Here is a 24,910-nt window from a genome sequence, read left to right as displayed (position 1 = left end):
GTGCCGCCGTGCCTAGCCGTTGACCCGCTCGACCGTCGCAACCATCGGCTTTGCCTGCAGCTGCGAGATGATCGCGGTCAGATGCTTGAGATCGTAGACCGAAAGATCGATCAGAACGTCGGTGAAATCCGGGGCGCGCCGGGTCATGCGGATATTGTCGATATTGCCGTCATGCTCCGCGATCACCTGCGCGATCTGCGCGAGCGAGCCCGGCTCGTTCAGCGACTGCACTGAAATCTGCGCCGGGAACCGCCGCGGCGCCTCGTCGTCGTCCCAGCGCACGTCGAGCCAGCGTTCCGGTTCGTCCTCGAAGTCCTTCAGCGACGGCGACTGGATCGGATAGATGGTGATGCCCTCGCCCGGCGTCAGAATGCCGACGATGCGGTCGCCCGGCACCGCCCCGCCGCGCGGCGAGAACCGCACCGGCAGGTCGCCGTTGATGCCGCGGATCGGGATCGCCGGTCCCTGTGCGTCCGGCACCTTGAACTTGACCGACTTGAACTTGCGCAGGCCGAACCAGCCGCTTTCGGTTTTGGCGCGCACCAGTTTCGCCGCTGCGGCCCGCTCTTCCTTGTAGTCGGGATACATCGCGCGGGCGACGTCCGACGCCTTCAATTCGCTGCGGCCGACCGCGGCCATGACGTCCTCGATCGACGCGCGCGCCAGGCGCGACAGCGCACCCGACAATTTGTCGTCGGCATAGACGATCTTGGCGCGCTGGAACAGCCGCTCCACCATGCGCCGGCCGAGGCCGGAATATTGCTGGCGTACCGCCGAGCGCGTCGCGCGGCGGATCGCAGCCCGCGCCTTGCCGGTGACGACGATCGATTCCCACGCCGCCGGCGGCGCGGTCTGCGATTTCGAGGTCACGATCGTCACCTCGTCGCCGTTGTTCAGTTCCGACGTCAGCGGCGCCACCTTGCCGTTGATGCGGCAACCGATCGCGCTGCTGCCGACATCTGTGTGAACGGCAAAGGCAAAGTCGATTGGCGTCGCGCGGCGCGGCAATGCGATCAGCTTACCCTTCGGCGTGAAGCAGAACACCTGGTCGTGGAACAGTTCGAGCTTGGTGTGCTCAAGGAATTCTTCCGGGTTCGACCCCTCCGCCAGCAACTCGATGGTGCGGCGCAGCCAGGCATAGGCCCCGGACTCGCGCGACAGCATTTCGGTCGGCGAACTGCCGTCGTCTTTATAGAGAGCGTGAGCCGCGATGCCGTATTCGGCAAGCTCGTGCATCTCGCGGGTGCGGATCTGCAGTTCGACGCGCTGGTTGCCGGGGCCGATCACCGTTGTATGGATCGAGCGATAGTCGTTCGCCTTCGGCGTCGAGACGTAATCCTTGAAGCGTCCCGGCACCATCGGCCATGTCGTATGGACGATGCCGAGCGACTGGTAGCAGTCCGCGACCGTCTTCAGGATCACGCGGAACCCGAACACATCGGACAACTGCTCGAAGCCGACCGATTTGCGTTCCATCTTGCGCCAGATCGAATAGGCGCGCTTGCGGCGCCCTCTCACTTGCGCCGCGATGCCCTGGTCGGCGAGCTTCCGCGTCAACTGACGTTCGATTTCGGAAATGACATTGCGGCTTCGCTCCTCGAGCGCGTTCAGCCGCTCGCTCACCACCGCATAAGCCTCGGGATAAAGCTCGCGGAACGCGAGGTCCTCGAGCTCCTCGCGCATCTCCTGCATGCCCATACGGCCCGCGAGCGGCGCATAGATTTCAATCGTCTCTTCCGCGGTCCGGCGTCGCGACTCGGCCGGCACGAAATGCAGCGTGCGCATGTTGTGCAGCCGGTCGGCGAGCTTGATCAGCAGCACGCGCACATCGTTGACGATGGCCAGCAACAGCTTGCGCAGGTTTTCCGCTTGCTTTGCTTCCTTGGTGACGAGATCGAGTTTCTTCAGCTTGGTGAGGCCGTCGACCAGCGTGCCGATGTCGGGACCGAACAGCGAGTCGATTTCCGCGCGCGTCGTCTCGGTGTCCTCGATAGTGTCGTGCAGCAGCGCGGCGGCAATCGTCGCGTCATCGAGCTTCAGCGCAGTCAGGATCGCGGCGACTTCGATCGGGTGCGAGAAATAAGGATCGCCGGAGGCGCGCTTCTGCTCGCCATGCGCCTTCATGGCGTAGACATAGGCGCGGTTGAGCAAACCTTCGTCCGTGTTCGGGTTGTAGGCGCGCACCCGTTCGATCAGTTCGTACTGCCGCATCATCATGGGCCGCCGGGCGGCGACCGGCGCACCGTCTTGAGGTTGCAGCGGGACGAGCGCGTCCGCCGACGGTTGTGCCGGTGATCGGGGTGGCCGCTTCGGGCGCGGCGTTTCGATGCGCGTTTGCGGCATCGCTGTCCTTCGGGCGCGCGCGGGAACGCAGAATCCCCGCTTTCAACTCAAGATATCACGTCGCGTGCGGCAAACCGCAAGGTTTCGCCCAATATCATTGCCAAACGGCAACGGCCCGGCGCATGGCCGGGCCGTTGATGCAGTAACCGGCCCGACGGCCGGAATTGCGGCAAATTTTATTCTTCTTCTTCCGGCTGCTCTTCCGGCGGTGCGAGGCCTTCCAGGCCCTTCAGCAGCTCTTCCTCGGTCATACGGTCGGCGGTGACCTCGGTGTCGTCGGAATCGACGCCCGCACCCGCCGCAGCGCCGACCAGCGGCACCTCCGGCTCCGGCTCGTCGACCTCGACGTATTTCTGCAGGCTGTGGATCAGGTCTTCCTTGAGATCGGCAGGCGACACCGTGGTTTCCGCGATCTCGCGCAGCGACACCACCGGGTTCTTGTCGTTGTCGCGGTCGACCGTGATCGACGAACCGGACGAGATCATGCGCGCACGATGGCTTGCCACCAGCACGAGATCGAACCGGTTCTCTACCTTGTCGATGCAATCCTCGACGGTCACGCGGGCCATTGCGGTTGCGCTCCTCTACCAGAAATTGTGACGTGAATTCGGGCGGTAGGTATCCCGCCCCCGGCCAAAATTCAAGGCATTTTTACGGGTTGGCCGGATTGAGACGCCCGGAATGGGCTTGGTTTGGCCACATCCGTCTGTTAGCTACCGCTTCGGTGCATGTCCGACTGGTTCGCAAGGGTTTTGGCGTTGCAGCCGGGCATGTGGGGCGAACAACCGAATTGCAGACGGCGGCGCCCAGCATGATTCAACAAACGCCGAAACTGGCCAGGGACGCCTCCACCGCGCGCCCGGCCGCCAATGGTCATCCGCCGGACGCCAGACCGTCCGGACATTTTGAACGACGAACAGGACTGCGTGACGACATGACGGCCCAAAACGAAAAGATCGCATTGTTCATTGATGGTGCAAATCTTTACGCGACAGCCAAGACGCTCGGTTTCGACATCGACTACAAGCGGCTGCTTCGCGAATTCCAGTCGCGCGGCAATCTTCTGCGTGCCTTCTATTACACCGCGGTGATCGAGGATCAGGAATATTCCTCGATCCGTCCGCTGATCGACTGGCTCGACTACAACGGCTACAGCGTCGTCACCAAGGCGACCAAGGAATTCGTCGACCAGGCCGGCCGCCGCAAGGTCAAGGGCAACATGGACATCGAGCTGGCGGTCGACGCGATGGAGCTCGCCGACCGCATCGATCACATGGTGCTGTTCTCCGGCGACGGCGACTTCCGCTCGCTGGTCGAAGCCGTGCAGCGACGCGGCGTGCGCGTCACCGTCGTCTCCACCGTATCGACCCAGCCGCCGATGGTCGCCGACGAGCTGCGCCGCCAGGCCGACAACTTCACCGACATCGTCGAACTGCAGGGCAAGATCGGCCGCGACCCGTCCGAGCGCCCGCAACGCGAGCCGCGCGAAGGCCGCGCCGATCCGCGCCAGCACACACCGCAGTTTCTCCAGCGCAGCACCGCGCCGCGTCAGAGCGCCAATGTCGGCGCCGGCGGGCCGCCGCTCGACAATTTCGACGACGAAGACTAACGCACGGCCCATCCGGGGGCGATCATGGGGGCTACACCGGAGGCGCCGGCGCGCAATTGTCCGCGCTGTCCGCGTCTCGTCGAGTTTCGTAATAGCTGGCGCAAGCGTGAGCCGGACTGGTTCAACGCGCCGGTCCCGTCATTCGGCGGCGACAGCGCACGCCTGCTGATCGTCGGCCTTGCGCCGGGCCTGCAAGGCGCGAACCGCACCGGCCGCCCTTTCACCGGCGACTATGCCGGCGACCTGCTCTACGACACCCTCCTCCGGTTCAAGTTTGCGCGCGGCCACTACGAAGCGAGGCCGGACGACGGGCTCACCTTGCTCGACTGCCGCATCACCAATGCGGTGCGCTGCGTGCCGCCGGAGAACAAGCCGACCACCGCCGAAATCAAAACCTGCCGCGACTTCCTCAATGCAACGCTCGCCGCCATGCCGAAGCTCACGGCGATCGTGGTGCTCGGCCGCATCGCGCATGAGAGTACGGTTAGCGCGCTGGGCGCCAAGCGTTCGGCGGTGCCCTTCAAGCACGGCGGCGCGCACGATGTCGGGGATTACAGATTGTTTTCGAGCTACCATTGCTCGCGCTACAACACCAACACCGGCGTCCTGACGACCGAAATGTTTCGCGCGGTGTTCGCGGATGTCCGCAAGTTCCTCGATCGCTGATCGGCGCCGCGGTCACGCCTTGCGGTACGACATGAATTCCATCAGCGACCCGTCGGGGTCGCGGAAATAGACGCTGGTGCCCGGCCCTTTGGCGCCGAAGCGCTGCATCGGCCCGGCCTCCACCGGCACGCCGCGCGCAGCCAGATGCGCGACCGCATCCTCGATCGGACCGTCCCATTCGAAGCACAGATCGCTGTTGCCGGGCTGCACCGGAAGCCGCGCGACCTCCGCCGGCTTTACCCCCGGACCGTGCACGTTGAGCTGTCGGTCGCCGAACCGATAGGCGAACCCCTTGGGCCGGCTGACGAGTTCCGCACCCATCACCTCGACATAGAACCTGTTCGAGCGCTCCCAGTCGGTCACGTGGATGACGCAATGATCGAGTTTCGTCGGGAGCATGACGATTGCCTTTCAACGGTGATGTGGCGGCCGGCGCGCCGGGCGATATCCCGAATTTACGCAACCGCGCCGGCGAAAAGATATAGCCTCGAAGCATGGCGGCCCCGCAGCAAGACAATGGCGCAGGCCGCACAAGGAGGACGAACGATGACACCGACGACGAAACTCTCCCTGACATTCGCCGCGATGACGCTTGCGCTCGTGGCGGTTTCGCCCGCCTCCGCGCAAACCGCCAAGGCCGCCCTGAAGGATGCCAAGGGCGCGGACGCCGGCAGCGCGACGCTGACGCAAACGCCGACCGGCGTACTGATCGCCCTCAGCCTCAAGAACATTCCGGCGGGCGAACACGCTTTTCATGTTCATGCGGTGGGCAAATGCGAACCGCCCTTCACCAGCGCCGGCGGCCACTTCAATCCCGGCAACAAGAAGCACGGGCTGATGGCGTCGGACGGCCATCACGCCGGCGACATGCCGAACCTGCATGTGCCGTCCGGCGGCGCGCTCAATGTCGAGGTGCTGAACGCATCGATCACGCTCGACAAGGGCAAGCCGAATTCGGTGTTCGACAATGACGGCTCAGCCGTCGTCGTGCATGCCGGCAAGGACGACTACAAGAGCGACCCGACCGGGGACGCCGGCGGCCGCATCGCCTGCGGTGTCATCGAATGATTGCCGCGGCCATCTGACAGACAAACGCCCGGCCCGATCGCCGGGCGTTTTTTCGTCAGCCCCGCTGCCGCAGCAGCCGGCCGCGCTCGCGGTTCCAGTCGCGCTTCTTCTCGGTCTGCCGCTTGTCGAACAGCTTCTTGCCGCGCCCGAGCGCGATCTCGATCTTGGCGCGGCCACGCTCGTTGAAATACATCTTCAGCGGCACGATGGTCATGCCGTCGCGCTCGACCGCGCCCAGCAGTTTGTTGATCTGGTTATGGTGCAGCAGCAGCTTGCGCGCGCGCTTCGGCGCATGGTTGAAGCGGCCGCCCTGCAGATATTCCGGAATGTTGCAATTAATCAGCCAGACCTCGCCGTCGCGCGCGTCGGCATAGGCCTCCGCGATGGTGGCCTTTCCGGCGCGCAGCGACTTCACCTCGGTGCCGGTCAGCGCGATGCCCGCTTCGTAGACCTCGCCGATCTCGTAATTGAACCGCGCGCGGCGGTTATCGGCGACGATCTTGAGCTTGCGCTCAGGTTTTGCGGCCATCGACGCTCCGGGTCACTTGATCTTCAGGCCTTGGCTTTCAGGAGGTCGCGGATTTCTTCCAGCAACACCTGATCCTTGGTCGGCGCCGGCGGCGCCTCAGGCTTGGCGGCTTCCTTCTTCATCAGCCGGTTCATGGCGCGAATGACGATGAACAGCACCCAGGCGACGATGGCGAAATTGATGACGAGCGTGATGAAACTGCCCCACGCGAGCACCGCGCCCTGCTTCTTGGCTTCGACCAGCGAGGCGGCGGTGACTTTGTCCGACAGCGGGATGAAGTAGTTCGAGAAATCGAGGCCGCCGGTCACTGCGCCGATCACCGGCATGATGACGTCGTTGACCAGCGACTGCACGATGCCGCCGAACGCCGCGCCGATGATGACGCCGACCGCAAGATCGACCACATTGCCGCGCAGGGCGAATTTTTTGAATTCATCGAACATGTCGCACCCCAATTCTGCAAAAACGACGGTTCAAAAGGACAACGGCTTGAGACGACCGCGCACGGCAACGCCGCGCCCGATCCGGCCACCGGCGCTCGGATAGCCGCTGACGAATACTACGGCATGATCCCGAAAAGTGGATAGCGGTTTTCGGACAAGATCATGCCCGCTAATTGACGAGTCCGGCATGCACCATAGCATCACGCACCACCGCCTTGGACCTGTCCGACAGCGGCACCATCGGCAGGCGGACGGTGTCGGCGCACTTCCCGAGCAGCGACAGCGCATATTTCGCCGGCGACGGATTGGTCTCGATGAAGAGATGCTGGTGCAGCGGCAGCAGCTTGTCCTGGATCTTGACCGCCGCGGCAAAGTCGTTCTTCAGGCAGGCGCTCTGGAATTCGGCGCAGAGCCGCGGCGCGACGTTCGAGGTCACCGAGATGCAGCCGTGGCCGCCATGCGCCATGAAGCCGAGCGCGGTGATGTCCTCGCCCGACAGCTGGTTGAAGCCCTCGCCGAGCACGGCGCGCTGCTGCGAGGCCCGCGCGACGTTCGCGGTGGCATCCTTCACGCCGGCGATATTCTTCAACTCGAACAGCCGCTGCATGGTCTCGACCGACATGTCGATCACCGAACGCGGCGGGATGTTATAGATGATGATCGGAATGCCGATCGCGTCGTTCACCGCCTTGAAGTGCTGATACATGCCTTCTTGCGTCGGCTTGTTGTAATAGGGCGTGACCACCAGCACCGCGTCCGCGCCGGCCTTGTCGGCATGCTGGGCGAGCTCGATTGCTTCCTTGGTCGAATTCGAGCCCGCGCCGGCAATCACCGGCACCCGGCCCTTGGCCTCGGCGATGCACCACTCGACGACTTTCTTGTGCTCGTCATGCGACAGCGTCGGGCTCTCGCCGGTGGTGCCGACCGGCACCAGACCGTTGGTGCCTTCGTCGATCTGCCAGTTTACAAGGCCACGGAAGGCGCCTTCGTCGAGCGAGCCGTTTTTGAAGGGTGTCACCAGGGCGGTGAATGAACCCCGGAAACTGGTCTTGGCGGCCATGACTTAACGCTCCTCGGTGCGCCCAATTGACGCCACAGCCGTTCTCGATCCGGCATCGGCTTGGCAGCTGGGAACCCCATCAATATAGGGTCGGCCGCGCGGTTTGAAGCCCCTCGATCTGGCGTTTTGCCGCCATTTCGCCGCGGAAGTATGATGTGAGCTGCCCGCGAGGGGCAGTCGTCGTCAACGCCATATTCGGATTTGGACGGTTTACTGGGCCGAATCAGGCACTAAACCGGCCACGAAAGGTCGATCTGACGTGATGCGAGGATATCGCGAAGGGGCACTGTGGACCGCCACCGCCATCGGGCTGGCGCTGAGTCCGCTCGCCTCCGCGCGCGCAACGCCTGCGCCGAAACCGCGTCCTTTTGTGGCGCCCCAAGCCAGCAAGACCGGCGTCAAACAAGCGGGCAAGTCGATCGAAAGCCTGATCGAGAAGACCGCCGGCAAGCCGAAGCCGGCCCCGCAGACCGCCAAGGTGCCGCTGCCGCGCAAACGCCCCGGCATCAGCAAGGAGGCCGCCGCCTCCTACGCGCAGGCAGCCGCCGGCCTGCATGGCAACCTCACTTTCACCAAGGGCACGTTCAAACCGCTGGTGCGGCCGGTCGCCGGTCCCTTCGCGCTGTCGGACACCACGCCCGTCTCGCAGGCCGACGTTGACGCCGTCAAACAGGTCATCGCCTTTGCCCGCAAGGGCAAGGACAACGAGGCCGACGCCGCGCAGAAGACGATCAAGGATCCGGCCGCGCGCAAACTTGCCGAATGGGCGATCCTGCGCGTCGACAACACGCAGCCGGGCTTTTCCCGCTACGCGAAGTTCATCGTCGAGAACGAAAGCTGGCCGCATGTGCCGCTGTTCGGCCGCCGTGCCGAAAACGCACTGTGGAACGACCGGGTCGACGACGCCACGATCCGCAGCTTCTTCGCGCGCCGCAAACCGACGACGGCGAAGGGGCGCTTCGTCTATGCCCGCGCGCTGCTTGCCAGCGGCGACAAGGCCGGCGCCGCGCAATATGCCCGCGAGGCCTGGCGCAACGACGACTTCTCCGCCGACGTCGAGAGCGTCGCCTATCAGTTGTTCGGCGAGTTCATCACGCGCGACGACACCAAATGGCGGATGGACAAGCGCCTTTATGTCGACGATGTCGGTTCCGCGATGCGCGCGGCGGAGCGTCTCGGCGGCACCGATCTTGCCATTGCCAAGGCGCGCGTCGCGGTGATCCAGCGCGCCAAGAACGCCAAGGCGTTGCTCGATGCCGTGCCGGCGGCCGGACGCCACGACGCCGGCTACATCTTCAGCCGCGCCGAATGGCTGCGCAGCCACAACCACGACAAGGAAGCAGCGGCGCTATTGCGCTCCGCGCCGATGGACCCCGCCAAACTGGTCGATGTCGACCAATGGTGGAAGGAGCGCCGGGTGCTGGTTCGCAGCCTGCTCGACGACGGCGACCTGCGCGCCGCCTATCAGGTCGCGCGGGACACCCCCTCGCCGCCGAAGGACAATTACCGCTCCGACCAGCATTTCACCGCCGGCTGGATCGCGCTGCGCTACCTTCACGACCCGGCGACCGCCGCACAGCATTTCGCGAAGATCGACGACGGCACCGAGAACCCCTATGCGCTCGGCCGCGCCGGCTATTGGCAGGGCCGCGCTGCCGACGCGCTCGGCCGCCATGACGAAGCGCGCAAGCACTACGCCCTCGCCGCGCGGTACGGCGCCACGTATTACGGTCAGCTCGCCCGCGCCAAACTCGGCCTGCACGATCTCGGCCTGCGCCGCCTGCCGCAGTTCACGCCGCAGGAGCGTGCCGTCCTCGGCAATCTCGAAATCGTGCGCGCCGTCGAAATTCTCTACAAGCTCGACGAACGCGACTTCATCGCCTCGATGTTCGCCGAGCTTGGCGAGAGCGCGACCGACATCGCCGGCATCGCGATGCTGTGCGAGGTCGCCGAGAAGCACCGCGACGGCCGCGCGATGGTGCTGATCGGCAAATATGCCTACGGCCGGGGCATGCCGCTCGAATACTGCGCCTACCCGGTCAACGGCCTGCCGGACTACAAGGCGGTGGCTCCGCCGGTCGAGGACGCGGTGGTCTATTCGATCGCGCGGCAGGAAAGTCACTTCAATCAGAAGGTGGTGTCCTCGGCCAATGCGATGGGCTTCATGCAGGTGACGCCGATCGCCGCGCTCGACACCTCGCGGCGCTACAAGGTGAAGTACGACAAAGGCCGGTTGCTGAGCGATCCCGTCTACAACATGCAGATGGGCGCCGCGGAACTCGCCGCCCTGCTTGCCCAGTATCGCGGCTCCTACATCATGACATTTGCCGGCTATAACGCGGGCCGCGGCCGCGTTCGCCAGTGGCTCGTGGCCTATGGCGACCCGCGCGACCCCAAGATCGACCCGATCGACTGGGCGGAACGCATCCCGCTTGCCGAGACGCGCAACTACGTTCAGCGCATCCTTGAGAACCTGCAGGTCTACCGCTACCGCTTCGGCGGCAGCAACCGGCTGTTCATCGAGGCGGATCTCAAGCGCGACACCGGCGGCAACTGAGCGCAGCGCCGCCGCGATGACGCGCTCCGGTCCCGTCAGCCATCTCATCAGCGCGCCGGACGGACTGCGGCTGCATGCCCGCGTCTATGGCGGAGGAGCGGACCGGGCAACGCCGGTGGTCTGCCTGCCCGGCCTCACCCGCAACGGCTCGGACTTCGAGGCGCTCGCCACGGCGCTGGCGTCAGACGCCACGCAGCCGCGCCGCGTGATCGCCGTCGATCTGCGCGGCCGCGGGCTCTCCGAATACGACCGCGACCCGGCGAATTACAATCTGCAGACCGAACTTGCCGACGTGCTCGCCGTCATGGCGGCGCTCGATGCGAGCCCCGCCGTCATCGTCGGGACCTCGCGCGGCGGGCTGATCGCCATGCTGATGGCCGCGGTGCGGCCGGCGGCGATCGCCGGCGCCGTGCTCAACGACATCGGCCCGGCGATCGAGGCCAAGGGCCTGATGCGCATCAAGGGCTATGCCGGCAAGTTGCCGCAGCCGAAGGACTATCCCGACGCCGTCGCAATCCTGCGGCGGCTGATGAGCGCCCAGTTCCCCAACCTCTCGGATCAGGAATGGCTCACTTACGCGCGCGGCACCTTCCGGCAGGACGGCGGCCGCCTGGTGCCGGCCTATGACGTGCGCCTGTCGGAAACGCTGAAGGCGGTCACGCCGGACGCAGCCCTGCCGACAATGTGGCCGCAATTCGCGGCGCTCGCGCAGCAGCCGCTGATGGTCATTCGCGGCGGGCTGTCCGACATCCTCCTGCCGGCGACGGTCGAGCAGATGAAGACGCGGCAACCGGAGATCGAGGTCCGCGTGGTCGAGGACCAGGGTCATGCGCCGCTGCTGGCGGACACTGCCACCATCGGTGCGATCGCGGCCTTCGTTGCCCCGCTGCGAGGCGGACTTTAAACGGCCTCAGGACGCCTAGGAAGCGCGCAAGCAGGACGCCGGTCCAGCAATAAGCAATAGCCTGCCGATTAATGGCCTAAAGCACGCCTGCGGGACGGCTTAGCATCAACAGTTTTTCTGTTCTTGTTGAATCGCTGTTTGAATTTGCGCCTCGTTTGTCCGGCCAACGCAGGTTTACGGTCCAGACCCGCAAAAATCTCTAGTGGACACAATAGATTAACCACGCCGTCCTTCGCTTCGAACGACAGCCGCGTTGTTGAAAAAAAGACCTTGATGGCCTCAGTTGTTTTTGGGCGCGGCGATACTGTGCCAGACTCCAATTTGTGAATTGCGCGTTGAGTTAGCCCCAAACATTTTGCCAATTCCCCCTGGCTAATGCCGAGAATGGCCCGTGCTACACGAAGCATCGGCGCAAAAAGCACGATGTGTTCAGATGAAATATCGTGCATCGGGATCATTCAAATAATGAAATTACAACCCTGCGTAGCATAACATTTAGGGATATAAAATAAAAATTTATGACAAAAGAAATCCCCGGCGGTCTCCCGCCGGGGATCTTAGGATCACACTCTAACCGAGATCAGGCGATCAGGGATAGAAGCTGCGGGTCGCGCGGAAGCGGATCGCAACCTGGTCCTGGTCGGCAATCGTGTAGGTGCCGGCCGGCTTGGTACCATTCGCGGCCAGAGCGGCCGTACCGGTCGGGGTCGACGCCGAATTCAACTCGGCGTAGAGCACTTCAACGCCGAGGGCGAGGTTCTTGGTCGCCTTCCACTCAGTACGGAGACCCAGACCCCAGGTGCTCCAGTCCATGTCACAGCCCGGGGTAGCCGCCGCGCCGTTACCAGAACCGGTACCGAGGCCGAGGCCCGAGCACAGCATGGCGTTGCCTGCAGTGCCGTAGTTGACCTCACGATACGAGCCCCACAGCGTGGACTTCAAAGCCGGGGTCCAGTTGTGCGTGAACGCGGCGTTGATCGCCCAGGTCGAGGTCAACTCGAGGCTCGAAGCGGTGCCGCCGGCCACCGTGCCACCAACAACTGCATCAGTCTCGAAGCCCCAGCCAAAGGTGGTGCCGTCGTACTTCGACATGTCGAAGGTCGCCGCGGTGTTGTTCGAGTACCGCGACGCACCCTTGGTGTAGTCGAGCTCGAGCTGCAGATAGTCGCCAGCACCGATCATCGGCGCATTGAGCTTCAGGCCGGCGCCGATCGCGAAGCCGATCTTGTCGTCCGCATGCCCGGACTGCTCGCCGCCTGTTGCCGGCGAATAGTAGGCCGCGCGCACCTGATGCAGAGCGCCCATGAGCTGGGCCGAGCCCCAGGCCTGGTCGACGCGCAGGTTGGCGACGATGTCGGGCATGTCGTGCCCGCCATAGCCACCGCCCACGGTGTTGGCCGGTTGAATCACAGCACCCAAGTTCGAACCCGTGGTCGAGCCAGTCGCCGCGTTGATCGTGGTGTTGTTGGCGCCGATCACAGTACCTGCACCGAGAACGGTCAGGGAGTTGGCGTTCACGTTCACGATCTTAGTCCGACGACCAACTTCAGCCGACAGCGAGGCCGACATGCCGTTGCCGAACTGCGCGGTGTAACCGAACACGTCCCAGCCGCCGTCGCCGGTGTCGGACGAAGCGGTGGCGAAGCCGTACTGGTTGCCGCCGATCGAGTAGAAGTCGAAGAACGACGTGGCGTGACCGATCGTGAAGCCGGCCCACTGGATGAACCAGCGGTTGGCATAGTTCGCGACGATCGCGTTGTCGCCGTTGTTATTGTTGCTGACGCCGAGCGCGGCATAGCTGCGCAGGGTGCCGTAAGCGGTCTGCTCACGGGCGTCGAAGGTCACGGTGCCCTTCACGCGCCAATTGTTTTCATTGGTCGAGCGGTTGTTCAGGTTGTTGTTGAACCACTCGGTCGTGAAGCTGCCGTTGTAGCCGTAGCCGGTTTCGAAGCGAACCCAGCCGCCGACCTTCAGGCAGGTATCCGTGCCCGGGATGTAATAGAAACCCGCGCCGTACAGGCTGCAAATCTTCACGTACTGGACCGGTTTGGCCTTAACGGGAAGATCGGCCGCCTGAGCCCCAGCCATCGCAACGAGACCCGCTGCGGAGCCAAGGAGAAGGCTTTTCACCATCTTCATCTTGAACCTCCAAAACATTGTTGCTCTTGAGAGGGTCGGATCCGCCGCGTGCGACAAGGCACCTTTGGAACGTCCCCATGCTCCCCGCTACCCATTCGTGACTTTGGTAATCCGCCGCCACAAACAAATAGCGCGACCTGGGGATGCCCCCCTCTGTCGCCCGTGCAGAATTACCGATGGCCTTTGCACAGGCAATCAAGAAAGCCCGTTCCCACAGGCCGTTTCGCTGCTTTTCAGCCGACTGTTGCCCAAAAATCACGCACGATTTGACGGGGTTTCGCCGTGTTTTCTCCGCCGATAAGGCGGCTGTTTTTCTTTGGAATTGCAATAGCTTAGTTTTATTTTCCGATTGAATTCTTGCAAGACCGCAACTCAAGCGTGCTCCAATTATCCCCAAACCGCGTTCGGGCGCGCCGAGGCGGTTGACCGGCGGTCATCCGCTGGCCGAGCCACATTTGACCCCGGAGAAGCCCGGCGATTCGGCCAGCGGCCCGGCCGCAAGATTCGCACGTTCAGGTATTCAAGCACCGTGGAGGGATCGAAACCGGCTCTACCCGGCACGCCAAAAGATCGGGGGTTCGATATCCCCTCCGCCAGTCAAAAGCCCCCGCACAAGGCGGGGGCTTTTGACTGGCGGAGACGGAGGGATTCGAACCCTCGATAGGGCTTTGCAACCCTATAACGGTTTAGCAAACCGCCGCCTTCAGCCACTCGGCCACGTCTCCGTCAGGGCGGATATGCCCGACGCACTGTGCGGTGGCAAGGCGCAGGATGGAGCGACGCGCACCGATATCCGTCGTGACATTGCCGCACCGGAACTGCCGCGCTAGCACTCCCGCGCGCCCAACCGAATACCCTCGTATGAACCGCAAAGATCGACGCGCCACCCAGAAGACCCGTACGACGGCTGAAAACGCCGGCGCGCTGTTCGCGCAAGGCGCCGCCGCGCAGAACGCCGGCGACCTCGATGGCGCGGTCCGGCTTTACAAGCGCGGTCTCGCCATCGATGCCGGCAACCCGGCCGCCCTCAACAATCTCGGCGCGGCGCTGCTGGCGCTTGGACGATTGCCCGAGGCATCCGAACGGTTCCGCCAGGCTGTCCTGCTGCAGCCGGCAGCGCTCGACGACTTTGCCGCGCTTGCCGGCGCGCTTGCCCAACTCTGTCCGCCACTCGCCGCGGCGGCCACCAGGGCCGAGCAAGCCTGGCCGGAGCGATTGCCGATCGATGGGTTGTTCGACGGCGGCGGTTTCGCCGCCGCGGCAAGCGATCCGCTGTTCGAGACGATCCTGCAAACCACCACCGTCCGGACCGTCGGACTCGAACGTCTGCTGACGATGCTGCGGCACCATCTGCTGCGGCTTGCCCTCGCGACAACCGCCGATGCACGCGCGTTCGATCATGTCGCGTTCTGGTGCTCGCTTGCGCGTCAGTGCTTCATCAACGAATACGTCTTCGATGTCTCGACCGGCGAAGCCCCCGACCTCGACGATCTTCGCACGCGTGTTGCCGACGCGATCGCAAACAACACGGCCGCGCCGGCCGCCTGGATTGTCGCCCTTGCCTGCTATCGTCCGCTCGACAGTCTCCCCGGCGCCGCGACGCTTGCGGCGCGCAAATGGCCGGAGGCGGTGCGCGCGCTCATCCGTCAGCAGATCGAGGAACCGGCGCAGGAACGCGCGCTGAAATCCTCCCTCAAACGGCTCACCGCAATCGACGACGACGTCTCGCTGCGCGTTCAGGCGCAATACGAAGAAAGCCCCTATCCACGCTGGGTTTTGGCCGATCCGCATCTGCAGCCGGCAGCGCTCGACGACCATCTGCGCGCCACTTATCCGCACGCCCAGTTCCGCCCGCTGGGCGACCGCGACCCGCTCGACATTCTGGTTGCCGGCTGCGGAACAGGACGCCATGCCATCGGGCTCGCACGCACCTATCGCAATCCGCGGATGCTCGCCGTCGACCTGAGCGCCACCAGCCTCGCCTATGCGATGCGCAAGACACCGCACGATTTACGCTTCGTCATCGACTACGCGCAGGCCGACATCCTGAAGCTCGCGAGCCCGGAGCGCCGCTTCGATCTGATCGAGACGCGCGGCGTGCTGCACCACATGCGCGATCCGTTCGAAGGCTGGCGCGCGCTGCTGCCGCTCCTGAAGCCGCGCGGCATCATGAATGTTGGGCTCTATAGCGAACTGGCGCGCGCCGACGTCGTCGAAGCCCGCGCCTTTATCGCGGCGGAAGGTTTTCCGCCGACGTCTGACGGCATCCGCCGCTGCCGGCAGGCGATGCTGGCGCATCCGCAGTTTCGGCAATTCGCGCGGCTCGGCGATTTCTACAGCACCAGCGACTGCCGCGACCTCTTGTTCCACACGCAGGAATGCCGGCTCACGATCCCGCAGATCCGGGATTTTCTGGCCGAACAGAAACTGGCCTTCATCGGCTTCGAATTCGCGCCGCAGACGGTGCAGGCACTACGTGCCGCCTTCGCAAAGGCCGGCCGCTCGATCAACAATCTCGACCACTGGCACGCCTACGAGACGGAGCATCCGGACACGTTCCGGACCATGTACCAGTTCGCCGTGCAGAAGACGTGACGCGCCGGCGTTCTGCCGGCGCGCCGGTCGCGTTGCCCGCCGTTACGCCGCGATCTGCAGCGCCGGCGCCGGAGCGGCCATCGTCGCGAGCGGATGCGTCTTCAGCCAATCGCGCGCGGCGCGCTGCGCCGTGCCGATCTCCGCATCCGTCATCTGCGCGGCGACCTCGCGGCGCTGCGCTGCAGCATCGTGATGGCCGCGCGCAGCGGCGATGTTGAACCACTTGTGCGCGGTCACCATGTCGACCGAGCCATCGCGGCCCGACGCATGGATCATGCCCAGTTCGAAACACTCTTCCGCCGAGCCCGGCGTGGTGTCCGTGCTCATCGTGTCAGCCAAGTTCAAGTCGACCATAACGGCCTCCCCAAATGTCCCGCGCGGTCCGTTTTGTCCCTTGTCCGCGCCCATCGACCGCGCGCATCCCCATGCGCGTGATCGCCGCGATATTTCCCGGAAAATTTGAAGAGCGGTTTAAGCAACGCGATGAATCGGAGATGAACGGCCCTGCCCGAAAAACGTCGAAAACACCTGTAAAACGGGCCTTTCCATCATCCGTTCAGAGAGCGTTGACCGTTGTGCTTTATCCCCTGCTAACCAGCGCCGCCGGTTGCGGCCCTTCCTCAAGACCGCATGGAACTCCGCGTCCGATGATCGCCAGACTGTTCGCCGCCGCCGCGCTTGCCGCCACCGCCCTCACGGGCGCATCGATCGCCTACGCCGCCCGCACGGCCGACGTCACCGGCGTCTGGATGTCGGAAGACGGCCGCACGAAAGTGCGCGTCACCGACTGCGGCGGCGCGCTGTGCGGCCGCATCGTCTGGCTGAAGGAACCGATCGATCCCAAGACCGGCAAGCCGCGCACCGACAAGCTCAATCCGGATGCGAGCAAGCGCGACCGGCCGATGCTCGGCCTCCAGGTCGTGCACGGCCTGCGCCCCACCGGCGAGGACAAGTGGGCGGGCCCGATCTACCATGCCGACGAGGGCATGGTCGTTCAGGTCAGCCTCGTCGTCGAAAATGAAAAGCACGCAACCATGCGCGGTTGCGTGCTCAAGGTCGTGTGCAAGTCGGAACGCTGGACCCGCGTCGACTGACGCGAGCCGCGCTAGCGCGCGCGCTGGCCGAACAGCACCGACTGCACCTTGGCGTCCTTCATGTCGACGTTGTTGCGCAGCTCCTTGCCGAGCGCCATGCCGCGCTGGACGGCGGGACGCGCCTTCACCGCGGCGAGCCAGCGCTTCAGGTTCGGGAACTGGTTGATGTCCTGGCCCTGCCGCTCCCATAGATTGACCCAGCCGACGCAGGCCATGTCGGCGATCGAATATTTGCCGGCGAGGAAATCGCGGCCGTCGAGCTGCTTGTTCATCACGCCGTAGAGCCGGTTCACCTCATCCTCATAGCGCTTGATCGCATAGGGCAGCGTCTCGCGCGCATAGTGCTTGAAGTGGTTGAGCTGGCCGGCCATCGGCCCGAGACCGCCCATCTGCCAGAACAGCCACTGCTCGACATCGACACGGCTGCGCTCGTTGTCGGGATAGAACTTGCCGGTCTTGCGGCCGAGGTACTGAAGGATCGCGCCGGACTCGAAAACCGAGATCGGTTTACCGCCGGGACCGTCCGGATCGACGATCGCCGGCATGCGATTGTTCGGCGCAATCTTCAGGAACTCCGGCTTGAACTGCTCCCCGGTCGAGATGTTCACCGGAACCAGCGTGTAAGGCAGCCGGCACTCCTCGAGCATGATCGAGACCTTGAAGCCGTTCGGCGTCGGCCAGTAGTGCAATTCGATGGGGCGCTGCTTTCCAGCCGCCGCTTTGGCCGCCGTCCTAACCGCCGGGCGCTTCGCTGCCCGTGTCCTGGATGTCTTCCCGGATGATGTCTTCGCCGCCGCCTTCCGCCGCGCCCGCGCCATATGCCTGCTCCCTGTGAACCCGCCCTCGTTTGCGGTGCAAAAACTACAGCATGACCCGACGGGTTCAAGGCGGTCGCGCCACGCCCGCCCGATGGACTGCCATGCGCGGCGGGCCTATCGTTTGCGAGCCGCCCGATACTTAAGGAACAAACGGCGGCACGTCAGGTCATTCCCCCGGAGGATCACGTCATGTTGAAGTCTGTGTTGGCGGCTCTGATTTCGGCTGCGCTCGTCACCGCAGCCCCGCTCGCCAGCGCGCAAGCGCAGAGCACCCAGAAGGAAGACACCGCCAAGACCAAGAGCACCAAGTCGTCGAGCGAGAAGAAGACCACCGCCAAAAAGCTCACCCCGCAGCAGCAGAAGATGAAGGACTGCTCGGCGAAGTGGCAGGACGAGAAGAAGGCCAAGAAGGTGTCCGGCAAGACGGCTCATAATAAATTCATGAGCACCTGCCTGAAGAGCTGAGCGTCCGCGGCGCAAAGCGGCAGCGCGCAAAAAACAAGGGCGTCGGTGAAACCCTGCGGTTTCGCCGACGCCCTCTGTCGTCAACCGGGTCCGGGGCGCCTATGAACGATTGCGTAGCGCTCACCGTACACGACGCACACCGGCCCGTATGACGCGATCTCCGACGTGTTGCAGCCGAAGATCAGATCATAGCGATCAGGCTACAGCTTCTTCTTCTTGCGAGCCTTCTTCGCCACTTTCTTCGACGCTGCCTTCTTCCTACGTTTGGCCATTGCTGCCCTCCTAGCCATGTAACATGGCGGGTGTCGCATTTCAGTGCGCTCGGGAATCGAACCGCACTGCACTCCGATTACTACAGCACAACGAAAAAAGCATCGACTCCGCTTAACGGGAGGTGTACGCGCGCCGTCCCGCGCGTTGCATCGCGCATCGTCTCGCACGCATGCGCTTCGACACGCGCACGACAACGGCAACATCGACGCACGTTGACTCAAAAATTCCGCCACGCGTTTTGCATCGATAAATCAAGCACAATTTGAATTTTCTCCGCTGCGGCGTGAAACGCAGCCGTGCAAAAAATTTTTCTGTGCGCGATGAAATTTTTTCGTCGCGCATGCGCGTACCGGTTCGTTAAGCATCGAAAAAATTTTTTGCACAGCCCACCCGTTTTTGCCCCTTCGCGGGCGTTCGAACGATCAAAACGAGCGAATCAGCGACAAGTGATTCGCGGAAACGGGTCGGCGGCCGTTCTGTTTGCAGTGCGTCGAAAGACGGATTCGACTCGCCGCGCGCGTCATGCGGCGGCGGCCACGACCGTCGTCACGGTCGCTCTAAAGACCGAGCTTGGCCTTGAGGAGTTCGTTGACGGCCTGCGGGTTCGCCTTGCCGCCGGACAGCTTCATCACCTGGCCGACGAACCAGCCGATCGCCTTGGGGTTCGTCTTCGCGTCGGCGACCTTGTCCGGGTTTCCGGCAATCACCTCGTCGACCGCCTTTTCGATTGCCGAAAGGTCGGTGACCTGCGTCATGCCGCGCGTCTTGACGATGTCGCGCGGGTCGCCACCTTCCGCCCACAGGATTTCGAACAAATCCTTGGCGATCTTGCCGGAAATCGTACCCTCGCCGATCAGGTCGAGCACGGCGCCGAGCTGCGCGGCGGCCACCGGCGAGGTTCCGATGTCCTTGCCCTCTTTGTTGAGGCGTCCGAACAGCTCGTTGATGACCCAGTTGGCGGCGAGCTTGGCGTCGCGCGGCTTCGCACCGCCACCGGAGACAACGGCTTCGAAGAAGTCGGCCGTCTCGCGCTCCGCCACCAGCACGCCGGCATCGTAAGCCGACAGGCCGAACGCCGAGGTGAAGCGTTGCTTCTTCTCGTCGGGGAGTTCCGGCAGGTCGCGCTTGAGCGCCTCGACATAGGCGTCGTCGAATTCGAGCGGCAGCAGGTCGGGATCGGGGAAATAACGGTAGTCGTGCGCCTCTTCCTTGGAGCGCATCGGCCGCGTCACGCCCTTGTTGGGGTCGAACAGCCGGGTCTCCTGGTCGATGGCGCCGCCGTCCTCGATCACCTCGATCTGCCGGCGCGCCTCGTGATCGATCGCCTGGCCGATGAAACGCACCGAATTGACGTTCTTGATCTCGCAGCGCGTTCCCAGCGGGCCGCCCGGCTTGCGCACCGACACGTTGACGTCGGCGCGCAGGTTCCCCTTCTCCATGTCGCCGTCGCAGGTGCCGAGATAGCGCAGGATCGAGCGCAGCTTGGACACGAAGGCCTTGGCCTCGTCGGACGAGCGCAGATCCGGCTTCGACACGATCTCCATCAGCGCGACGCCGGAGCGGTTGAGGTCCACCGCCGTCATGGTGGCGTGCAGATCGTGGACGCTTTTTCCTGCGTCCTGTTCCAGATGCAGCCGCTCGATGCCGACCTTGAACGTAGCCCCCTCGGGGAGATCGACCTCGACCTCGCCCTCGCCGACCACCGGAGATTTGTACTGGCTGATCTGATAGCCCTGCGGCAGATCGGGATAGAAATAGTTCTTCCGGTCGAACACCGAGCGCTTGTTGATCTGCGCCTTGAGGCCGAGGCCGGTACGGATCGCCTGTTTGACACATTCCTCGTTGATGACCGGCAGCATGCCCGGCATCGCGGCATCGACCAGCGAGACGTGGCTGTTCGGCGCAGCCCCGAACGCGGTCGAGGCGCCGGAAAACAGCTTGGCGTTCGAGGCGACCTGGGCATGGATTTCCATGCCGATCACAACCTCCCAATCGCCGGTCGCGCCCTTGAGATACTTGTTTTGTGCGGTGCCGCTCATGGCTCTCCCTTAGGACGCCGCGCGGGATCGGGCAAGCATCGGCCGGAACCGGCCTACCGCACGATGAAATGCCCGAGCGCCTGTTCGGCGACGTCCAGCGTGTTCATGAATTCGCGAAATTCGACGACCCGGCCGTCCTTGAGGCGCAGGAAATTGGCGACGCGAAACCGCATGGTCCGCCCGCTCGTCCGCTGCACCATCCGCACGTCCGACATGACCGCGGCGCGGTCACCGTCGACCACGATCTGCTCCGGGCGATAGCTTTCGATGGCGTAGAGTTCGGCGATGCCGGCCAGGGCCGTGAGCACGTCCCTTCGCCCCCGCCGCGGCCCGGCAAACGGGAAAACATCGACCGGCGCATAGATGATCCAGTCGATATCCTCGTCGATATGCGCGGCGACCGTTTCGAAATCGCGCCGCTCATAGGCATCGTAGATCGCGCCGACGACCGCGCGGGTCGCTTCCGTGTCCATGCCCCAATCCCCGCGCGAACTATAGTTCGGCGGGCAAGGGTCGGACGCCCTGCCGGGCGTTATCCTCGATCAAATCTTGGATCAAATCTTGACCGAAAAAATCGACCGGCTCACCACCAGCGGGTTGGCGTGAAGCGGCCGGCGGCCTGCTCGACGACCTCGCCCAGCGTGAACAGCGTTTCCTCGTCGAACGCCTTGCCGATCAGCTGAAGGCCGAGCGGCAGGCCCTGTCCGTCGCGCCCGGCCGGCACCGCGATGCCCGGGAGGCCCGCCATGTTCACCGTCACCGTGAAGATATCGTTGAGATACATTTCGATCGGGTCGGCGCCCTTCTCGCCGACGCCGAAGGCCGCCGTCGGCGTCGCCGGCGTCAGGATCGCGCTGATGCCCTTGGCGAAGCACTCCTCGAAGTCGCGCTTGATCAACGTGCGCACCTTCTGCGCCCGCAGGTAATAGGCGTCGTAATAGCCCGCGGAGAGGACGTAAGTGCCGATCATCACCCGGCGGCGCACTTCCTTGCCGAAACCGGCGGCGCGGGTCGCCTCATACATGCCGATGATGTCGCGGCCATCCTCGCGCAGCCCGTAGCGCACACCGTCATAGCGCGCGAGGTTTGAGGAGGCTTCCGCCGGCGCGACGATGTAATAGGCCGGCAGCGCGTATTTGGTGTGCGGCAGCGACACCTCGACAAGCTCGGCGCCGGCATCCTTCAGCCATGCCGCGCCCTGCTGCCACAGCGCATCGATGTCCGGCGACATGCCATCGACCCGGTATTCCTTCGGGATGCCGATCTTCATGCCCTTCACGGACTTGCCGATCGCCGCCTCGTAATCCGGCACCGCCATGTCGACGCAGGTGGTGTCCTTGGCGTCCGGCCCCGCCATCGAGCGCAGCAGGATCGCGGCGTCGCGCACCGTGCGCGTGAACGGTCCGGCCTGGTCGAGCGAAGACGCAAAGGCGACGACGCCCCAGCGCGAGCAGCGGCCATAGGTCGGCTTGATGCCGACCGTGCCGGTGAAGGCCGCCGGCTGGCGGATCGAGCCGCCGGTGTCGGTGCCGGTCGCACCGAGGCAGAGGTTTGCCGCAACGGCGGCAGCCGAGCCGCCCGACGAGCCGCCGGGCACCAGCGCGGTGTTGGAACCTTCGCGCCGCCACGGCGAGGTCACCGGACCGTAATGCGAGGTCTCGTTCGACGAGCCCATCGCGAACTCGTCGTTGTTGGTCTTGCCGAGCATCACCGCGCCGTCGCGCCAGAGGTTCGCGGTGACGGTCGATTCATAAGGCGGCACGAAATTGCCGAGGATGTGGCTGCACGCCGTCGTGCGCACGTCCTTCACGCAGAACAGATCCTTGATGGCGAGCGGAATGCCTTCGAGCGGGCCGGCCTTGCCCGCCGCAATGCGCGCGTCGGACTCTTTCGCCATCCTGCGCGCCAGTTCCGGCGTCTCGAGCACATAGGCGTTGAGCGCGCGCGCCTGTTCGATCGCGGCGAGATGCGCATCCGCGAGATCGAGCGCGGAGAGCTCTTTCTTGCGCAGCGCGTCGCGCGCGCCCGCAAGCGTCAGTGTCGTGAGATCGGTCATTGCCGCGGCGGCTCGCTGTCGACCGCTTCGGCGACGAACACGTCGTTCCACGCATCGACCCACTTCTTGGTCAGCGGGTCGCGCTTGAAACCGAAATACTTCGCCTCCTCGTCGGAGAGCTTTTCGCGCTCCTCGGGGCGTTCCAAGAGGTAAGCGCGGAACAGCGCATCTTGCTCCATGCAAGCCATGCACATGACGGACGCCCTACTCCACCACTTTCGGGACCAGGAAATAATCGTCCTGCGTCGCAGGCGCATTCTTCAACACGGCCGCTGCGTCGCCGCCGTCGGTCACCACGTCGGCGCGTTTCTTCATCGCCATCGGCGTCACCGAGGTCATCGGCTCGACGCCCTCGACATCCACCTCGCCGAGCTGCTCGACGAAGGCGAGGATCGCATTCAACTCGCCCTTGAGATGCTCGACCTCGTCCTCGGCGACCGCGATGCGGGCGAGACGGGCGATGCGGCGGACGGTGTCGGTGTCGACGGACATTCTACATACTTATGTCGGAGCGGGCCGAAATGCAGGCCCCGCTATACCAGAGCCGCTTTCCCGGCGGCAACGCACAACATTGCAGATAATCAGCCGCAGCGATGCAGGTGCCGCCCGATTCCGGGCCGGCCTCGATGCACCGGCACGAATGGCGTCCTTGACAACTCCGGCCGAAGGATTTATTTCCTATAACGATCTCCGGCCGTGCACGGCCGAGGTGGAGCGTCGGGAGGCGCAGCCGGTCTCGCAAACCGGCGCGTGTCTCTCGCAAAGACACGCGGGCGGGCCCGATCGCAAGGGAACCCGCCACATGGGGTCTCGCAAGCCCCTGGCGCCTCCCGAGGCTCCATCAAAACAAATCGGGCTCCCGGCGTACCCCGCGCCGTCAACAACAAGGGCGTACCCGCATGTCCGGTGTACCGGATATGCGGCAAACAAAAAACACGATGTCCGGTGTACCGGATATGCGGCAAGCAGATAATGCGTGCCTACAGCCTCACTCCTTCCACCACCGCCCAGCCCATCGCCTTCAGCCGCTTCTTCGCGAGTGGCGTGGCGCGGCCGGTGATGCGGACCTCCGCCCTCGCCTTCGGCGCGATCTGCTTGCGCGCATTGGCGAGGTCCGAAAACCCGTCCGCCGTGGTTCTGGTCCACGAGACGATATCGGCCGGCGCGAGCGCAACCAGCCGGCCGTCCCGCGTCTCCAGCACCGGATAACCGGCGAGCGATACGAAGCGTGTGAAGGCGCCGTGGTGGCGATGCTCGGACGCCATCAGCTCGGCCTGCCGGCGCGTAAACAGCGCAACGAAACGCTGGTCGGCCGCCGCCGCGCGCTGCACGAACACCCAGACGTCGCCGACACCCTTCATGCTGTCGAGCGCCGCGACCAGCGCCAGCATGTCGACGGGCGTGTAATTGCGGTTCGTCAGCAGCCGCTCGGTCAACTCAGGCGGCACATGCATCTTGGTCAGGAGTTCGCGGTTGAGGTCGAGAATTTGCGATCCGGTGTATTTGCGCGCCAGTTCCTCGATGCCGACATTGTTGACCTTCGTGACCGTCGAGATGTTCGAGGCGACGATGCCGGCCGCGCCGGGCACGGCGAGCAGCGCGCCGCTCACCGTCAGCCCGCCGAGCGCGGCGGCCTGCGACAGTCGCTTGAGCTTGGCGTCGAGCGGCGGGAAGTCGGTATAGGGATCGACGCCATAGGCGGTCGCAAGTTCGCGCCGCTCACTGGTGACGCCGAGAATGCTCGCCACCGCATTGTCGGGCGACTTGCCGGCGTTGGAAATGCCGGACCCGATGCGCCCGAACACCGCACCGACGCCGCTCAGCGTGTTCTTCACAGTATCGACCGGCTTGGTGATGAGCTCTCCGGCGAATTTCAGCGGACTGATGCCGGCTTTCGCCAGCGCCTCGGCATAAGTCTTCGACTGGCTCACCTGCTCGAGCGCCGCGAGCGCCCGCAACTCGTTGATCCGCATCGCCGCCATCGCATCGCCCTGGGCGATATAGTCGCCGTAGCTTGTCTTGAACACATAGATGCGCAGCAAGCCGTCGCTCGTTACCGGATTGGCGATCGTGTAATTCGCTCCGGTCTGCTTGATGCCGGAGATTTTCGCCGCGCTGAAAGACGGCGGCTTCTCGAAGCCCTTCCCACCCTCTTGCGCCTGCACGGCACCCGCCGCAGACAGCGACAAAACAGCAAGGGCGGCGCTCAAGCGCGCGGCAGCCAATCCGGTCATGATCGTCCTGTTCCGTCA

General features: G+C 64.3%; 24 protein-coding genes and 1 tRNA gene. 8 read left to right on the top strand and 17 right to left on the bottom strand.

The genetic code is table 11. The features are described 5' to 3' along the window. Nucleotides 1–12: 12 nt before the first annotated feature. Entirely contained in the window at nt 13–2,217 is a 2,205-nt protein-coding gene (locus tag AB7F10_RS09025; RefSeq protein ID WP_428564319.1) for a RelA/SpoT family protein, read from the bottom strand. A 302-nt stretch (nt 2,218–2,519) separates the two neighbouring features. Beyond that, complete coding sequence (gene rpoZ / locus AB7F10_RS09020) at nt 2,520–2,912, bottom strand: DNA-directed RNA polymerase subunit omega (RefSeq protein WP_428564317.1); 393 nt, start codon at nt 2,910–2,912, stop codon at nt 2,520–2,522. 365 nt (nt 2,913–3,277) lie between these two features. Between rpoZ and AB7F10_RS09015 the strand changes: the two genes are divergently transcribed. Both AB7F10_RS09015 and AB7F10_RS09010 read left to right on the top strand, forming a co-directional pair. Beyond that, complete coding sequence (locus AB7F10_RS09015) at nt 3,278–3,952, top strand: NYN domain-containing protein (protein WP_428564314.1); 675 nt, start codon at nt 3,278–3,280, stop codon at nt 3,950–3,952. Nucleotides 3,953–3,976: 24 nt separating this feature from the next. Next, complete coding sequence (locus AB7F10_RS09010) at nt 3,977–4,618, top strand: uracil-DNA glycosylase (protein WP_428564311.1); 642 nt, start codon at nt 3,977–3,979, stop codon at nt 4,616–4,618. 12 nt (nt 4,619–4,630) lie between these two features. Here the strand turns inward: AB7F10_RS09010 and AB7F10_RS09005 are convergent, their stop codons facing one another. Then, the gene (locus AB7F10_RS09005; RefSeq protein WP_428564308.1) at nt 4,631–5,017 is read right to left on the bottom strand and encodes a VOC family protein; all 387 of its coding nucleotides are present in this window, start codon (nt 5,015–5,017) and stop codon (nt 4,631–4,633) included. Between the two features lie 147 nt (nt 5,018–5,164). On the opposite strand from AB7F10_RS09005, the gene AB7F10_RS09000 reads away from it, so the two are divergent. Then, entirely contained in the window at nt 5,165–5,686 is a 522-nt protein-coding gene (locus AB7F10_RS09000; RefSeq protein WP_428564305.1) for a superoxide dismutase family protein, read from the top strand. A 55-nt stretch (nt 5,687–5,741) separates the two neighbouring features. Here AB7F10_RS09000 and smpB read toward each other — a convergent pair whose 3' ends face one another. The 3 genes from smpB to dapA all read right to left on the bottom strand — a co-directional run bounded on the left by smpB (nt 5,742) and on the right by dapA (nt 7,718). Then, on the bottom strand, nt 5,742–6,215 hold the full coding sequence (smpB, locus tag AB7F10_RS08995) for an SsrA-binding protein SmpB (protein ID WP_428564302.1): 474 nt from the start codon (nt 6,213–6,215) through the stop codon (nt 5,742–5,744). A gap of 23 nt (nt 6,216–6,238) precedes the next feature. Then, nucleotides 6,239–6,658, bottom strand: a complete 420-nt coding sequence (mscL, locus tag AB7F10_RS08990; protein ID WP_428564299.1) for a large conductance mechanosensitive channel protein MscL — start codon at nt 6,656–6,658, stop codon at nt 6,239–6,241. Nucleotides 6,659–6,827: 169 nt separating this feature from the next. Then, complete coding sequence (dapA, locus tag AB7F10_RS08985; protein ID WP_428564296.1) at nt 6,828–7,718, bottom strand: 4-hydroxy-tetrahydrodipicolinate synthase; 891 nt, start codon at nt 7,716–7,718, stop codon at nt 6,828–6,830. Between the two features lie 370 nt (nt 7,719–8,088). Between dapA and AB7F10_RS08980 the strand changes: the two genes are divergently transcribed. Next, nucleotides 8,089–10,275, top strand: coding sequence for a transglycosylase SLT domain-containing protein (locus AB7F10_RS08980; RefSeq protein ID WP_428564293.1), 2,187 nt, complete (start codon nt 8,089–8,091; stop codon nt 10,273–10,275). Between the two features lie 16 nt (nt 10,276–10,291). Further along, nucleotides 10,292–11,179 carry an alpha/beta fold hydrolase gene (locus AB7F10_RS08975; protein WP_428564290.1) on the top strand — a complete coding sequence of 296 codons (888 nt, stop codon included), beginning with the start codon at nt 10,292–10,294 and terminating at the stop codon, nt 11,177–11,179. A gap of 68 nt (nt 11,180–11,247) precedes the next feature. On the opposite strand, the gene AB7F10_RS08970 is transcribed toward AB7F10_RS08975, so the two are convergent. From AB7F10_RS08970 to AB7F10_RS08960, 3 genes are all read right to left on the bottom strand, one after another. Next, entirely contained in the window at nt 11,248–11,628 is a 381-nt protein-coding gene (locus AB7F10_RS08970) for a helix-turn-helix transcriptional regulator (protein ID WP_428564287.1), read from the bottom strand. Between the two features lie 139 nt (nt 11,629–11,767). Continuing rightward, nucleotides 11,768–13,318, bottom strand: coding sequence for a porin (locus tag AB7F10_RS08965; protein WP_428564284.1), 1,551 nt, complete (start codon nt 13,316–13,318; stop codon nt 11,768–11,770). A gap of 631 nt (nt 13,319–13,949) precedes the next feature. Further along, nucleotides 13,950–14,043 (bottom strand) — tRNA-Ser (locus AB7F10_RS08960). 136 nt (nt 14,044–14,179) lie between these two features. Between AB7F10_RS08960 and AB7F10_RS08955 the strand changes: the two genes are divergently transcribed. Next, nucleotides 14,180–15,913 (top strand): methyltransferase domain-containing protein, encoded by a 1,734-nt coding sequence (locus AB7F10_RS08955; RefSeq protein ID WP_428558432.1) that lies wholly within the window; start codon nt 14,180–14,182, stop codon nt 15,911–15,913. A 42-nt stretch (nt 15,914–15,955) separates the two neighbouring features. Here AB7F10_RS08955 and AB7F10_RS08950 read toward each other — a convergent pair whose 3' ends face one another. Continuing rightward, on the bottom strand, nt 15,956–16,240 hold the full coding sequence (locus AB7F10_RS08950) for a hypothetical protein (RefSeq protein ID WP_428558434.1): 285 nt from the start codon (nt 16,238–16,240) through the stop codon (nt 15,956–15,958). Nucleotides 16,241–16,560: 320 nt separating this feature from the next. Between AB7F10_RS08950 and AB7F10_RS08945 the strand changes: the two genes are divergently transcribed. Next, nucleotides 16,561–17,007: a DUF2147 domain-containing protein gene (locus tag AB7F10_RS08945; RefSeq protein WP_428558436.1), complete on the top strand. Its 447-nt coding sequence runs from the start codon at nt 16,561–16,563 to the stop codon at nt 17,005–17,007. Between the two features lie 11 nt (nt 17,008–17,018). On the opposite strand, the gene AB7F10_RS08940 is transcribed toward AB7F10_RS08945, so the two are convergent. Next, nucleotides 17,019–17,696: a glutathione S-transferase N-terminal domain-containing protein gene (locus AB7F10_RS08940; RefSeq protein ID WP_428558439.1), complete on the bottom strand. Its 678-nt coding sequence runs from the start codon at nt 17,694–17,696 to the stop codon at nt 17,019–17,021. A 318-nt stretch (nt 17,697–18,014) separates the two neighbouring features. Here AB7F10_RS08940 and AB7F10_RS08935 point away from each other — a divergent pair, with 318 nt between their 5' ends. Beyond that, the gene (locus tag AB7F10_RS08935) at nt 18,015–18,290 is read left to right on the top strand and encodes a PsiF family protein (RefSeq protein WP_428558441.1); all 276 of its coding nucleotides are present in this window, start codon (nt 18,015–18,017) and stop codon (nt 18,288–18,290) included. Between the two features lie 830 nt (nt 18,291–19,120). Here the strand turns inward: AB7F10_RS08935 and gatB are convergent. The 6 genes from gatB to AB7F10_RS08905 all read right to left on the bottom strand — a co-directional run bounded on the left by gatB (nt 19,121) and on the right by AB7F10_RS08905 (nt 24,892). Then, complete coding sequence (gene gatB / locus AB7F10_RS08930; protein WP_428558444.1) at nt 19,121–20,602, bottom strand: Asp-tRNA(Asn)/Glu-tRNA(Gln) amidotransferase subunit GatB; 1,482 nt, start codon at nt 20,600–20,602, stop codon at nt 19,121–19,123. Between the two features lie 53 nt (nt 20,603–20,655). Beyond that, nucleotides 20,656–21,075 carry a nuclear transport factor 2 family protein gene (locus AB7F10_RS08925; protein ID WP_428558446.1) on the bottom strand — a complete coding sequence of 140 codons (420 nt, stop codon included), beginning with the start codon at nt 21,073–21,075 and terminating at the stop codon, nt 20,656–20,658. A gap of 110 nt (nt 21,076–21,185) precedes the next feature. After that, nucleotides 21,186–22,658 (bottom strand): Asp-tRNA(Asn)/Glu-tRNA(Gln) amidotransferase subunit GatA, encoded by a 1,473-nt coding sequence (gatA, locus tag AB7F10_RS08920; RefSeq protein ID WP_428558449.1) that lies wholly within the window; start codon nt 22,656–22,658, stop codon nt 21,186–21,188. Then, nucleotides 22,655–22,837, bottom strand: a complete 183-nt coding sequence (locus tag AB7F10_RS08915; RefSeq protein WP_428558451.1) for a hypothetical protein — start codon at nt 22,835–22,837, stop codon at nt 22,655–22,657. Before AB7F10_RS08915 ends, gatA begins: the two co-directional genes overlap by 4 nt. 25 nt (nt 22,838–22,862) lie before the next feature. Next, entirely contained in the window at nt 22,863–23,150 is a 288-nt protein-coding gene (gatC, locus tag AB7F10_RS08910; RefSeq protein WP_428558454.1) for an Asp-tRNA(Asn)/Glu-tRNA(Gln) amidotransferase subunit GatC, read from the bottom strand. A gap of 488 nt (nt 23,151–23,638) precedes the next feature. Then, nucleotides 23,639–24,892 carry a hypothetical protein gene (locus tag AB7F10_RS08905; protein ID WP_428558456.1) on the bottom strand — a complete coding sequence of 418 codons (1,254 nt, stop codon included), beginning with the start codon at nt 24,890–24,892 and terminating at the stop codon, nt 23,639–23,641. Between the last annotated feature and the right edge of the window lie 18 nt (nt 24,893–24,910).

This window comes from Pseudolabrys sp. (assembly GCF_050250095.1).
Classification (GTDB): domain Bacteria; phylum Pseudomonadota; class Alphaproteobacteria; order Rhizobiales; family Xanthobacteraceae; genus Pseudolabrys.
This window is presented reverse-complemented; position numbering and strand designations above follow the sequence as displayed.